This is a genomic window from Rhodoferax sp., assembly GCF_028689305.1.
Taxonomy (GTDB): domain Bacteria; phylum Pseudomonadota; class Gammaproteobacteria; order Burkholderiales; family Burkholderiaceae_C; genus Rhodoferax.
In genome coordinates this window covers 17,891-31,379 of sequence record NZ_JAQTWM010000041.1, presented here as the reverse complement: position 1 = coordinate 31,379, position 13,489 = coordinate 17,891, and the positions used below count along the sequence as shown (strand labels likewise).

Sequence of the window (13,489 nt, the reverse complement as noted above, 5' to 3'; positions counted from 1 at the left end):
GGTGGGGTATTTCCCTTGAGAGACAAAAGCACTGGGTTCTCCGAAATGGTTACGGGTACGCCCATGCGCGCTCAAGAATGACCTCTTGGAGTTGCTTCTGATGGGGATGGGGCTTGGGCTGCGCTGGACGTACGCGGGTGCGAAATAGCCTTGAATTATAGCCGACAAGCCCCGTCTGCGGCTCCCGGACGCCGGGTTTGATCAGGGTTTACCCGAGATTGGCCGTGGCACTGGCATGCAGGCAAATGGCGGCAGCGGTCGCCACGTTGAGCGACTCTTCACCACCAGGCTGGGCAATCCGGACATGCTGGTTCGCACGCGTTTCGAGCTCGGCGCAAACGCCCTGCCCTTCATGCCCGAATGCCCAGGCACAGGGCATCGGCAGCTGCTGCTTTTGAAGGGATTGATGCAGAAAATCACCCCGATGTGAACTGGTCACCAACAGCGGCACCGTCAGCTGGGCCAGCAAAGCCAAATCGGCATGTTCGATCAGCCGCAGGCCCCAATGTGCGCCCATGCCGGCACGCAGCACCTTCGGACTCCACAGTGCGGCCGTGCCCCTCAGGGCAATCACCTGCTTGAAACCAAAAGCCGACGCGCTGCGCAGGATGGCCCCGACATTGCCGGCATCCTGCACCCGATCCAGAATGACCGTGGCGGCGCCGTTCTGCAGTGCCGGCGCAGCAGGCAGCTCAAACACAAACCCCATGCGCGCTGGGGACTCCAACGCACTGATGGTGTCATACAGACCATCGGAAATAACTATATTTTTAGTAGCTGCATTGGTATATTCCATCTGGGCTAGAGGCCAAAAAGACTCTGAAAATATGCCAAAACTCGGGCGGGCGCCCCGCACCAGCGCGGCACGCACCAGGTGGTCGCCTTCGACCCAGAAACGCCCCTGCTTGCGGTAGTCGGTCGAACCGGTGGCCAGCCGGCGCAGCTCCTTGAGAAAAGGGTTGTCGCGTGAGCTGATGAGGGTTGGTGTTGTCATGTACTGGCCTTTGGCGAGCCGCCTGCTGGAGCCGCCATCAGCACCTCGCTGACCGGACGGAAAGTTTTGCGGTGCTGCGGGCAGGCGCCGTGCTGACGCAAGGCCGCCAGATGTTGCGCCGTGCCATAACCCTTGTGCTGCGCAAAACCGTAGGCCGGGTATTGAGCGTCAAACTCATCACACCAACGGTCACGGGTCACCTTGGCCAGAATCGACGCAGCGGAAATCGCCGCGATCAGCGAGTCACCCTTGACAACGGCTTCACTGCGCATGGGCAGAACCGGCAGCCGATTGCCGTCCACCAGCACCAGTTTGGGTGGCAAGCGCAGGCTCAGCACCGCCCGGCGCATGGCCAGCAGCGTGGCCTGCAGGATGTTGAGCGACTCGATTTCTTCAACACTGGCCTGGGCCACGGCAAAACACAAGGCTTTGGCGCGGATTTCATCAAACAGATCATCCCGTCGAGCGGCCGTCAGCACCTTGGAATCAGCCAGACCGGCAATCGGATGGAGATCATCCAGAATCACTGCGGCCGCCACCACCGGCCCGGCCAGCGGACCACGCCCGGCCTCGTCCACGCCCGCAATCAGGCCTGCACTGTCCCACTGCAATGCCACCTGTTGCATGGAGGCCTGCTGGACACGACGTGTGGATTTACGCGCAGAGGAGCTGGGCAACGGCATGGGCGGCAAGCTGTGGGGTGTCACGCTGCAATTCGGTGTGCAGGGCGACAAAACGTTGTTCAAGACGCTGTATTTTGGCAGGCTGATGTGCCAAGGCGTCAAGCCAGGTCAGCACTTCACGGGCCAGCGCCTGTGGCGTAGCGGCCTCCTGCAGCAATTCAGGCACGACAAATTCCTGGCACAAAATATTCGGCAAACCCACCCAAGGCTGGAGTTTCTTGCGCCGCATGATCTGCCAGGACAGTGCCCCCATGTGATAGGCAATGACCATGGGGCGCTTGAACAGCGCGGCCTCCAGCGTCGCGGTGCCACTGGCCATCAAGGTGACATCACAGGCCGCCAGCACGGTGTGCGACTGGCCGTCCACCAGTTGCAGGGATTCACCCAGGCCGCTGGCGGCCGCTTGCGCAAGCAGGCGCTGCTTCAGGAAAGGCACCACAGGCACGATGAATTTTGTAGCTGGATCCGCTTGTTTGATCCGGGCTGCCGCCTGAAAAAACCTCGAAGCCAGGTGGCGGACTTCAGATTCGCGGCTACCCGGCAGAATGGCCACCACCTTGGCATCCAGCGGCAGCCCCAGTTGCAGGCGCGCCCGCGTCCGGTCAACCTGCATCGGAATCACATTGGCCAGCGGATGCCCGACATAGGTGGCAGCAATGCCATGCCGGGCCAGCAACGCGGGCTCAAACGGGAAAATGCACAACACATGATCCACGCTGCGCTTGATTTTTTCCAGCCGCTCAGGCCGCCAGGCCCAGACCGAGGGGCAGACAAAATGGGCGGTCTTGATGCCCTGTCGATGCAAGTCGGCCTCCAGGTCCAGGTTGAAATCAGGTGCATCGACACCAATGAACACATCGGGGCGATCAGCCAGCAGCCGGGCTTTGAGCTGGCGGCGGATGCCGACGATCTCGCGGTAGCGTCGCAACACCTCCCAGCCAAAACCATGCACCGAGAGCTTGTCATGCGGCCACCAGGCGGTGAACCCGCGCTTTGCCATCTGCGGGCCACCAATGCCCTGGCTGATCAAATCAGGCCAACGCCCACGCAAGCCATCCAGCAACAGGCCCGCCAGCAAATCCCCCGAAGTTTCCCCAGCAACCAGTGCCGCCTTGACCATGATGCGGTTCGGCTGACCGGCTTAACGCACGATCCCGCGCTGGGGTGATGACTGCTCCAGGAAAGCCAGCATCATCTGCACATCGGGCGTGCATTCAGGAGAAGTTTGGTCCAGCTTGGCAATGCGCTCACAGGCTGCCTGCAGGGTCAGATCATCACGGTACAACGCCTTGTGCATGGCCTTGACGGCGGCGAGACGCTCGGGCGAAAAACCACGTCGGCGCAGCCCCTCAAAGTTCATCGAGCGGGCCGCCGCCGGCTGGCCCTGGCACATCACAAACGGTGGCAGATCGGCAAACAGCAGCGTACACATGGCAGTCATGCTGTGAGCGCCAATCTGAACAAACTGATGCACCACGGTGAAGCCACCCAGAATCGCCCAGTCCCCCACATGCACATGGCCAGCCAATTGCGAATTGTTGGCAAAAATGGTGTTATTGCCGACTTGGCAATCGTGCGCCAGATGCACATAGGCCATCAGCCAGTTGTCGTCACCGACACGGGTCACACCGACATCACCGGGCGAACCAATGTTGAAGGTGCAAAACTCACGGATGGTGTTGCGGTTGCCGATCACCAGTTCACACGGTTCACCCGCGTATTTTTTGTCCTGCGGGATCGCCCCCAGCGACGCAAACTGAAAAATGCGGTTATCGCGGCCAATGGTGGTGTGGCCTTCAATCACACAATGGGGTCCGACCGTGGTGCCTGCGTCAATCTTGACATGTGGGCCGATGATGCTGTACGGCCCGACTGTCACCGAGCTGTCCAGTTCTGCAGCCGGATCAACAATCGCGGTGGCGTGGATGGCTGTCAAGGGCCGTCCCTCAGACAATCTTGCGCATGGCGCAGGTCAGCTCGGCTTCCACCGCCAGATCACCATCCACCAGCGCCCGCGCCTGGAACTTGAAAATACCGGCCTTCATGCGCAGCAGTTCCACTTCGAGAATCAACTGGTCACCCGGCTCGACCGGACGCTTGAAACGCGCGCCATCAATGCCGCCAAAGTAATACACCATGTCATCGCTGGGCGACGAATCCATGGCATCAAAGGCCAGCAACGCCGCAGCCTGCGCCAGCGCTTCGAGCATCAGCACCCCGGGCATCACCGGCCGATGCGGGAAATGTCCCTGAAAAAAAGGTTCGTTGATGGTGACGTTCTTCAACGCCTTGATGGTTTTGCCCTTGTCGATGTCCAGCACACGGTCCACCAACAAGAAGGGGTAACGATGCGGCAATTGTTTGAGAATTTTGTGAATATCCATGAATCGGATCCTGTCCATTTAATTTGAAATAGGGGGGACTGCCAGCCGCGTTTCGAGCACACGGATACGCTCGCGCAGGCGAGCCAGCTGTTTGAGTGCCGCTGCGTTCTTTTCCCAGGCTGCGTTGTCGTCCAGCGGAAACATGCCAGTGTAGTGGCCGGGTTTGTTGATCGAGCGTGTGACCACCGACGCAGCCGAAATAGCCACACCATCAGCCAGTGACAGATGCCCCAGCACCACCGCGCCACCACCAATGGTGCAGTGGGCGCCAATACGGGCGCTGCCGGCCACACCGACACAGCCAGCCATGGCCGTATGCTGTCCGATCTGCACGTTGTGACCAATCTGGATCAAGTTGTCGAGCTTGACACCGTCCTCGATCACCGTGTCCTGCAAGGCACCACGGTCGATACAGGTGTTGGCCCCGATTTCCACATCATTGCCAATACGCACAGCCCCCAACTGTTCGATCTTCTCCCAGGCGCCCTGATGGGGAGCGAAGCCAAAGCCATCGGCACCGATCACCACCCCAGGATGGATCAGGCAACGCTCACCAATGACGCAGTTCTCACTCACGGTCACGCGGGACTTGAGCACGGTGTCGGCACCGATGCAAACCCCCGCCTCCAGCACACACCCAGCCCCAATCCGCGCCGTCGGGTGGACTGAGGCCTGTGGGTCAATGATCGCCGACGGATGGATCAGGGCAGCGACAGCCGTGGCCTGGTTTTTCTTCCAGAGCTGGGTGACACGTGCGAAATAAAGATAGGGGTCGTCAACAACAATGCAGTCACCCCGGGACTGCGCCTGCGACTGAAATCGAGGACTGACAATGACACATCCCGCACGCGAGGAGGTCAACTGACTTTGGTATTTGGGGTGACTGAGAAAACTCAGCTGCTGACTTTGGGCTGTCTCCAGCGGCGCCAGCCCTTCGATCAGTCTGTCAGCGTCACCGTGCAGTTCCCCGCCGAGAGAGTCAACCAAAAATCCTGCACGCAATGCCACCCGCCGCCAGCCTTTCGCTCGCTTACTTGGTCGCAGGCACGTTCAGTGCCTTGATGACCTTATCCGTCACATCATGTTTGGGGTTCACGTAAGCCACAGCATCGGCAAAAATGATGTCGTATTTTTCAGCCACGGCGATGTCCTTGATGACCTTGTTGGCGCGCTGAATCACTTGTTGCAACTCTTCATTCTTGCGCGCATTCAGGTCCTCCTGAAACTCCCGGCGCTTGCGCTGAAAGTCGCGATCCTGCTCCAACAACTGTTTTTGCCGCGCCTGACGTTGCGCTTCCGGCAAGGTCGGTGCATCACGCTCAAACTTGTCAGCCGAAGTCTTGATGCTGCCGCCCAGATCATTGAGCTCTTTTTCACGTTTGGAAAATTCCTGTTCCAGTTTGGCCTGGGCGGCTTTGGCCGTGGCCGCCTCCTTGATCACCCGTTCGATGCTGACAAAACCGAATCGCGCTTCCTGCGCTTGAGCCGACAGCAGAAAAAAGCCGCCAACCAGTACAACACTCAACCGACGTAAAAGGTAATTCATCAGAAACTGGTCCCAATTTGAAATTGCATGGTCTGAATTCTATCGTTGTCAAACTTTCGGATCGGTTTGGCCAGAGCCAGGCGCAATGGTCCGACCGGTGAAATCCAGCTGATACCGAAACCAACCGAGGAGCGCAGCTTGCTGGCATCGGCATTGATGGCCAATCCGGCATCAGGACCACCCACCATTCCCACGTCCCAAAAACCGTACATGCGCAAGGTGCGGTCGTTGCCGGCACCTGGAAACGGCGCCAGGATTTCCATGTTGAGATTGAACTTGCGCGAGCCACCAATGGACGTGCCGCTGATATCCTGCGGCCCCAGGCTCCCCTGCTCAAAACCGCGCACCGACCCCAAGCCACCGCCGTAAAAGTTCTTGAACACAGGGAAGGAGCGGTCGCCTGAGGATCGACCCAACCCCAACTCGGCGTTCAGCGCTGCGGTGTATTGCTTGCTCAATGGCAGATACTGCTGGTACTGGTAAGTGGCACGCAGGTAACGGGCGTCACCAGCAAATGACCACTCGGCATTGGCGCGTTGGTACTTACCCTTGGTGGGGGCCAGCGCACTGTCCCGGCTGTCGCGCGACCATCCCACTGTTAACGGAATGGCATTGCTGGAGTAGCCATATTCTTTGGCGTAATCCAGGTAAGCCGTTGGCAACAAGGTTCCTGGCTCAATGGTTGTCCTCTCGAACCCAGCGCCAAAAAACACGGTATCAATTTCCGTGAAGGGCACACCAAAACGCAATCCGGCACCCGACGTGATCAGCTTGTAATAACTCTGATCCTGGTAGGGACTGCTGGTCTTCTGGTACACATCAATGGTGCGGGAAACACCATCTTCCGTGAAATAGGGGTCGGTGGTATTGAGCACCAACACCCGGTTGATTTTGCTGGTATTGACCTGGACCCCCAACGAGTTGCCTGAACCGAAGGCATTTTCCTGCTTCAACCCGAAAGACAGCCCCAAGCCATCACCGCTGGTAAAGCCAGCCCCCAGGCTCAGGCTGCCGGTTGGTTTTTCGGTCACGTTGAGCGTCAGGTCAACCTGATCCGGTGCACCGGGTACCTCATGGGTCTCGACCGACACTTCGCCAAAATAACCCAGGCGGTCCACGCGATCACGCGACAGGCGAATCTTGTCGCCGTCATACCAGGAGGACTCCAGTTGGCGGAATTCGCGCCGCACCACCACATCACGTGTACGGGTGTTGCCAGCCACATTGATCTTGCGTACATAAGCACGGCGTGACGGATTGGCCTGCAGGGTCAGCGCCACCCGGTTATTGACACGGTCGACTTCGGGTGTGGCTTCGACACGGGCAAAGGCATAACCAAAATTGCCGAAGTAATCGGTAAAAGCCTTGCTGGTTTTGGCCACTTCATCAGCGTTATAGGCCTCACCCGGGCGAATGGTCACCAGCGACTTGAATTCATCATCCTTGCCAAGATAATTGCCCGCCAGTTTCACACTACTGACAACAAAACGCTCACCTTCGGAAATGTTGATCGTGATGCCAATGTCGGTCTTGTTGGGTGCAATCGCCACTTGTGTGGAGTCAACCTTGAATTCCAGGTAACCACGGGTCAGGTAATAGGAACGCAGTGTTTCTATATCGGCGTTGAGCTTGGCGCGGGAATACCGGTTGGACTTGGTGTACCAACTCAGCCAGCCGCCGGTATCCAGGTCAAACAGGTTGCGCAAGGTGGACTCACTGAACACCTTGTTGCCAACGATGCGGATCTCACTGATCTTGGCCGGCTCTCCCTCAATCACCGTGAACGTCAGATTCACCCGGTTGCGTTCAATCGGCGTCACGGTGGTGACCACTTGGGCCGCATACAGGCTTCGATTGATGTACTGACGTTTGAGCTCCTGCTCGGCGCGGTCCAGTTGGGCCTTGTCAAATGGCCGTCCGTCAGCCAATCCCACGTCACGCAAGGATTTCACCAGGACTTCCTTGTCGAACTCCTTGGTACCAACAAATTCCACGTCAGCCACGGTCGGGCGCTCTTCCACCACCACCACCAGCACGTCACCGTTGACCTCGATACGCACGTCCTTGAAAAGGCCCAGCCCAAACAAGGCACGAATGGCGGCAGAACCTTTGTCGTCGTTATAAACATCACCGACCTGAACCGGCAAAGACACAAATACTGTCCCGGGTTCCACACGCTGCAAACCTTCGATGCGAATATCACGCACGGTAAACGGACTGACTGCCCAGGCCGATTGTGAGACGAAAGCCAGAGCAGCCAACGCAGAAAGTGCGTTCAGGCGAAAACGATTGAATTGCATGTTAAATATCAAGAAATTTAGGTCGTGCCGGACAACACAACAACAATTAGCCAAACAAGCGGGTGATATCGTTAAACAGGGCAATCGACATCAGGACAATCAGAACCGCGATGCCCCCTTGCTGCAGACGCTCCATCCAGCGTTCGGAAACCGGTCTGCCCGTAACACCTTCCCAAAGATAATACATCAGGTGCCCACCATCCAGCACCGGCAGCGGAAGCAAGTTCAGGACGCCCAGACTGACACTCACCAATGCCAGAAAAACCAGGTATTGGGTCAGGCCCAATCCGGCGGACTTGCCCGCGTAGTCAGCAATGGTCAAGGGCCCACTGATATTCTTGACCGACGCCTCGCCCAAAACCACCTTGCCCATCATTTTGAGTGTCAAGGCGGATACATCCCAGGTCTGGACCAGACCGCGCCAGAGCCCCTCGACCGCGCCGTAACTCACGGTCACCATGGCTGGGCGAGCCCCCACAAAGGCCCCGATACGGCCGATCATTTCCCCACCTTCGGTGATCACTTTGGGCTGGAGCGTCAATACCAGCAAACGACCGTCACGTAACACTTTCCAGCGCTGCACGGGTGCCTGTCCCTTCAGCACCGAGCGACGGATAAGCTGGCGCAATTGCTGACCGTCGACAACAGGTTGGGTGTCCACGGACAACACCTCATCACCTTTTTTCAAACCAGCCTGGGCCGCCGCGCCGTCCGCCTGAACATCCCCAATCAGGGCCTGCGTATAAGGCGCCACCAGGCCAATGCTGGCAAACAGCGCCGCGTCCGCCGACGATGCCGCCACGGTAGACAAAGCCAGCACCACTTCGCGCTCGGCATTGTTCGAGCCAACCAGCACCAGACGCAGGTCATGGCCCTCCAGGGCTGCACGGGTGAGTGCCCAGCGCAGGTCTTCAAACGAGGCCACGTCATCAAGTTCAGCATCGTTGACGCCGATCCGTTTAACACGTTCGCCGCCGTTCACACCCGCCTGACTGGCCAACGTGCCCGCCTCCGGATGACTCAAAATGGCTTCTGGCTGCTCGACACCGATCCAGTTGACCATGGCATACAACACCGTCGCCAGCATCAGATTGGCCACCGGGCCGGCGGCCACAATGGCAACACGGCGGCGCAAAGGCTGAGTATTGAAGGCCAGGTGACGTTGCGCGGCATCCACTGGCGCCTCGCGCTCATCGAGCATCCTGACGTAGCCGCCAAACGGGAACAATGCCAGGACAAATTCGGTGGCAGAGGCGCTGGCCTGCCAACGGACCAGTGGTTTGCCAAAACCGATGGAAAAACGCAGCACCTTGACGCCACAGAACAAGGCCATGCGGTAATGCCCGTACTCATGGACTGCAATCAGCAACGAAATCGCCAGAACAAAAGCAGGCAGGGTCAGCATGACAATGGTTGGACCGTGGTTCAGCGACCGAGGCGTTGCACGGTTTGCCGTGCAGCAGCACGCGACACGGCATCCAAGGCCAGCAGATCTTCGAGTGAGCCAGGCGGCGTCGGGGTCACGGCCGACAGCGTGTCCAGGTTGACCGCATGGATCTGGTCAAACCGGATTTGCCCATCCAGAAACGCTGCGACCGCCATTTCATTGGCCGCATTGAGAACCGCCGTGCTGCCAGGAGCTGCTTCCAGCACCGACCAGGCCAGCGCCAGCCCCGGAAAACGTTCACGGTGACCATGCGAATCCAAGGACTCGAATGTCATGTCAGCCATGGCACGAAAATCCAGCGCCGTGGCCCCCGATGTGACCCGGTCAGGCCAGGACAAGCCGTAAGCAATGGGGACTTTCATGTCCGGTGTGCCCAGCTGAGCGATCACCGAATGGTCGCGGTACTGGACCATGGAGTGGATCACACTTTGGGGATGAATCACCACTTCGATCTGCGCCGGACGTACCCCAAACAGGTAACGGGCTTCAATCACTTCCAGCGCCTTGTTCATCATGGTGGCCGAGTCCACCGAAATTTTCCGGCCCATCACCCAGTTGGGATGGGCGCAGGCCTGCTCGGGCGTGATCTCGGCAAAGGTGGCCGGATCACGGCGACGAAACGGCCCACCGGAAGCCGTCAGAATGATCTTGTCAATCTGACGCGCCCAGACCCCCGCATCATCGGGCAGGGACTGGAAGACGGCGGAATGCTCGCTGTCAATCGGCAACAGTTTGGCGCCACCCGCAACAACGGCCTGCAAAAAGTAATCTCCCCCCACCACCAACGCTTCCTTGTTGGCCAACAGCAAACGCTTGCCAGCTCGCGCCGCCGCGAGACAGGAGGCCAGCCCGGCAGCCCCGACAATCGCCGCCATGACGGTGTCAACCTGCTCATGAGACGCTATATTTTCAATAGCATCAGAACCAATCAGAACCCGGGTTGGAAGACCATTTTGTCTACATTTTTCAGCCAGAATCCGACCGTGATCATGACTGGCCATGACGGCAAAAGCTGGCTTGAAACGGACACATTGCGCCAGCATTTTGTCAACCTGCGTTGAAGCACTGAGTGCAAATACCTCAAAACGCTGAGGATGAAGCGCCATGACCTCCAGCGTGCTGACGCCAATCGACCCGGTGGATCCCAATACCGCCACACGTTGTGTCTTCAAACCATTCTGGTCACTCATGCACATTCTCAAAAAGAAACCAACATCATGGCCAGAGGTAACGTGGGCAGCAAGGCATCAACCCGGTCCAGCACACCACCGTGGCCCGGCAACAAGGCGCTGCTGTCCTTGGCGCCGGCACTGCGCTTGACCAAAGACTCCACCAGGTCTCCCACCACACTCATGGCAGCCATGAAGATGATCGAAATCATCAAAAAACCCCAACCCCGGGAGCCAATTTGGGTATACAGACTAGGCGCACCGGCGCCACCAGCCGCATCGACATAACGCCATAACAATGCCAGCAGGATCACGCCCGCCATACCACCCCAGACACCCTCCCAGCTTTTGCCCGGGCTGATCGACGCTGCCAGCTTGCTGTGACAGATCTTCCCACCAAACGCCCGACCGGAAAAATAGGCGCCAATATCGGCCATCCAGACCAGGGCAAACACCGATAGCAAAAAATTGATGCCGATGAGTCGGGCCTGTGCCACGGCAAGCCAGGTGACACACAACGCCGCCAGTCCCAAAACCAGTCGCACGGAGCGGGCATAACTGGCCCAGGCAGGCACCCCTGCGCGCAAAATCCAGGCGCCCAGCAACACCCAGGCACAGCCCGTGACCAGCCAGAGCCGAGGCAAGGCCGCCCCCAGCAAGCCAGACCACCACATCAAGGCACACAACAACACACAGACGCCGCCTGAAAGCCAGGACATCAGCACACCCAGTCCGTTCAGGCGAGCCCACTCCCAGCCAGCCGCGCCGATGAACACACCAGCAATCACAAAAAAGGGCTCAGGTCGTGAATAAAACAGCGCTGGCAACAGCACCATCAGCAGCAGCAACGCGGTAATAACCCGTTGTTTAAGCATGAACGGTCAGACCGTATCCGCCGCAGCGGATGCAGGGTCAAGCTGCTCAGTGATCAGGCCAAAACGCCGCTCACGCCCGGCATAAGAGGTGATCGCCTGATCCAACGCTGCCTCATCAAAATCGGGCCACAACAAGTCCGTGAAGAAGAATTCCGAATAGGCCGATTGCCACAACAGGAAATTGCTGATGCGCTGCTCACCGCCGGTACGAATCACCAGATCGGGATCAGGGACATGAGCCAGCGCCATAGCCCGATTCAAATTTTCCTCCGTGACCAGCTGCCCCTGGGCTGACAATTTCTGGGCCGCTTGAACAATGTCCCAGCGACCACCGTAGTTGAAACACACATTGAGAATCAGGCGATCATTGCTCGCGGTGGCAGCCTCTGCCTCCTCGATACCACGCAGCACCCTGGCGGACAGGCCCTGGCGCTCACCGACAAACCGGAGCTGAACGCCCTCTGCCTTGAGCTGCGCCACTTCGCGTGACAGGGCCATGGCAAACAAATCCATCAAACCCGAGACTTCCTCGGTCGGGCGCTTCCAGTTTTCTGAGGAAAATGCAAAAACGGTCAACACCCGAACGCCTCGGGTGTCACAAGCCCGGGCACAACGCTTGAGCGACTCCACCCCTTGCTTGTGACCCGCAATACGTGGCAAAAACCGCTTGTTGGCCCAACGCCCATTGCCGTCCATGACGATGGCAATATGGTAAGGCACCTGATGCGAGATCATGGCCGGTCAGACCGCCATGATGTCTTGTTCTTTGGCAGCCACCAATTGATCAATGGCGGCAATGTGTTTGTCGGTGACCTTCTGAATGTCGGCTTCCGTGCGTTTTTGGTCGTCTTCAGACGCCAGCTTGTCCTTGACCAGCTTTTTGATGGACTCATTGGCATCACGGCGCAAATTGCGCACAGCAATTTTGGCCCCCTCGCCTTCGGTGCGCACCACCTTGGTCAACTCCTTGCGGCGCTCCTCCGACATGGCCGGCATGGGCACACGGATCAGTTCACCCATCGAGGACGGATTGAGCCCCAGATCGCTGTCACGAATGGCTTTTTCGATTTTCGGCCCCATTGCCTTTTCCCAAGGCTGAACGCTGACGGTGCGAGCGTCAATCAGCGACACATTGGCAACTTGACTGAGCGGCACCATGGCGCCGTAATAGTCTACATGCACCGTATCCAGAATGGCTGGATTGGCACGACCGGTACGAATCTTGGTCAGGTTGTGTTTGAACGCCTCGATGGACTGGTCCATCTTGGTTTGGGCGGTTTGCTTGATATCCGTAATAGGCATGTTCTTCTCCTCACTCCAAGGTCATGAATTCAGCGGTGCAGCGAATTTTGACATGCTCAGGCATAAACCAGTGTGCCTTCATCTTCACCCAGAACCACGCGTTTGAGCGCACCATGTTTGAAGATGGAAAACACCTTGATGGGCAATTTCTGATCACGACACAAGGCAAACGCCGTAGCGTCCATGATGCCCAGGTTTTGCGAAATGGCGTCATCAAAAGAGATCTGACTGTAACGGGTGGCCGTCGGATCCTTTTTGGGGTCCGCCGTATACACACCGTCCACCTTGGTGGCCTTCAGCACAATCTGGGCACCAATTTCGGCCCCACGCAGTGCTGCTGCCGTGTCGGTGGTAAAAAACGGATTGCCGGTTCCGGCGGCAAAAATCACGACCTTGCCCTCTTCCAGGTATTGCAGAGCCTTGGGGCGGACATAAGGTTCAACCACTTGCTCAATGCCGATGGCTGACATGACACGGGCCGTCAATCCCGCCTTGTTCATGGTATCGCCCAAAGCCAGGGAATTCATGACTGTGGCCAACATCCCCATGTAATCGGCAGTGGCCCGGTCCATGCCAACAGAACCACCGGCAACCCCCCTGAAGATATTGCCACCACCGATCACAACAGCAACTTCCACGCCCAGACGGGTCACCTCGACAATCTCATTGACCATACGGACAATGGTGTCACGGTTGATCCCGAACTGATCGTCTCCCATCAAAGCCTCACCTGACAATTTGAGCAAAATTCGCTGATAGGCAGGTTTGGCAGCAGTCATGGGATTCTCC

Annotated in this window: 14 protein-coding genes; all 14 read right to left on the bottom strand. The window is 58.1% G+C overall.

Features of this window, described 5'->3' with window-relative positions; genetic code table 11:
• Window positions 1-208: 208 nt before the first annotated feature.
• Genes PHW99_RS10180 through pyrH form a run of 14 tightly spaced genes read right to left on the bottom strand, consistent with a single transcriptional unit; the run spans window position 209 to window position 13,479 of the window.
• Window positions 209-994 carry an RNA methyltransferase gene (locus tag PHW99_RS10180; RefSeq protein ID WP_300176565.1) on the bottom strand — a complete coding sequence of 262 codons (786 nt, stop codon included), beginning with the start codon at window positions 992-994 and terminating at the stop codon, window positions 209-211.
• The gene (gene rnhB / locus PHW99_RS10175; RefSeq protein ID WP_300176562.1) at window positions 991-1,620 is read right to left on the bottom strand and encodes a ribonuclease HII; all 630 of its coding nucleotides are present in this window, start codon (window positions 1,618-1,620) and stop codon (window positions 991-993) included. The genes PHW99_RS10180 and rnhB overlap by 4 nt, the downstream gene beginning before the upstream one ends.
• A 28-nt stretch (window positions 1,621-1,648) precedes the next feature.
• The gene (gene lpxB, locus PHW99_RS10170; RefSeq protein ID WP_300176559.1) at window positions 1,649-2,797 is read right to left on the bottom strand and encodes a lipid-A-disaccharide synthase; all 1,149 of its coding nucleotides are present in this window, start codon (window positions 2,795-2,797) and stop codon (window positions 1,649-1,651) included.
• A gap of 21 nt (window positions 2,798-2,818) precedes the next feature.
• Window positions 2,819-3,613 carry an acyl-ACP--UDP-N-acetylglucosamine O-acyltransferase gene (lpxA, locus tag PHW99_RS10165; protein ID WP_300176556.1) on the bottom strand — a complete coding sequence of 265 codons (795 nt, stop codon included), beginning with the start codon at window positions 3,611-3,613 and terminating at the stop codon, window positions 2,819-2,821.
• A 10-nt stretch (window positions 3,614-3,623) separates the two neighbouring features.
• Entirely contained in the window at window positions 3,624-4,079 is a 456-nt protein-coding gene (fabZ, locus tag PHW99_RS10160; protein WP_300176553.1) for a 3-hydroxyacyl-ACP dehydratase FabZ, read from the bottom strand.
• The gene (gene lpxD, locus PHW99_RS10155) at window positions 4,080-5,069 is read right to left on the bottom strand and encodes a UDP-3-O-(3-hydroxymyristoyl)glucosamine N-acyltransferase (protein ID WP_300176550.1); all 990 of its coding nucleotides are present in this window, start codon (window positions 5,067-5,069) and stop codon (window positions 4,080-4,082) included.
• A 22-nt stretch (window positions 5,070-5,091) separates the two neighbouring features.
• Window positions 5,092-5,607 carry an OmpH family outer membrane protein gene (locus PHW99_RS10150; RefSeq protein ID WP_300176547.1) on the bottom strand — a complete coding sequence of 172 codons (516 nt, stop codon included), beginning with the start codon at window positions 5,605-5,607 and terminating at the stop codon, window positions 5,092-5,094.
• Window positions 5,607-7,907 (bottom strand): outer membrane protein assembly factor BamA, encoded by a 2,301-nt coding sequence (gene bamA, locus PHW99_RS10145; protein WP_300176544.1) that lies wholly within the window; start codon window positions 7,905-7,907, stop codon window positions 5,607-5,609. The genes PHW99_RS10150 and bamA overlap by 1 nt, the downstream gene beginning before the upstream one ends.
• Window positions 7,908-7,953: 46 nt before the next feature.
• Window positions 7,954-9,312, bottom strand: coding sequence for an RIP metalloprotease RseP (rseP, locus tag PHW99_RS10140; protein ID WP_300176541.1), 1,359 nt, complete (start codon window positions 9,310-9,312; stop codon window positions 7,954-7,956).
• A gap of 20 nt (window positions 9,313-9,332) precedes the next feature.
• Window positions 9,333-10,544 (bottom strand): 1-deoxy-D-xylulose-5-phosphate reductoisomerase, encoded by a 1,212-nt coding sequence (dxr, locus tag PHW99_RS10135; RefSeq protein WP_300176538.1) that lies wholly within the window; start codon window positions 10,542-10,544, stop codon window positions 9,333-9,335.
• 8 nt (window positions 10,545-10,552) lie between these two features.
• Window positions 10,553-11,398: a phosphatidate cytidylyltransferase gene (locus PHW99_RS10130; protein WP_300176535.1), complete on the bottom strand. Its 846-nt coding sequence runs from the start codon at window positions 11,396-11,398 to the stop codon at window positions 10,553-10,555.
• A gap of 6 nt (window positions 11,399-11,404) precedes the next feature.
• Window positions 11,405-12,133: a polyprenyl diphosphate synthase gene (gene uppS / locus PHW99_RS10125; protein WP_300176532.1), complete on the bottom strand. Its 729-nt coding sequence runs from the start codon at window positions 12,131-12,133 to the stop codon at window positions 11,405-11,407.
• A gap of 6 nt (window positions 12,134-12,139) precedes the next feature.
• Complete coding sequence (frr, locus tag PHW99_RS10120) at window positions 12,140-12,700, bottom strand: ribosome recycling factor (RefSeq protein WP_300176530.1); 561 nt, start codon at window positions 12,698-12,700, stop codon at window positions 12,140-12,142.
• 56 nt (window positions 12,701-12,756) lie between these two features.
• Window positions 12,757-13,479 (bottom strand): UMP kinase, encoded by a 723-nt coding sequence (gene pyrH, locus PHW99_RS10115; RefSeq protein WP_300176527.1) that lies wholly within the window; start codon window positions 13,477-13,479, stop codon window positions 12,757-12,759.
• Between the last annotated feature and the right edge of the window lie 10 nt (window positions 13,480-13,489).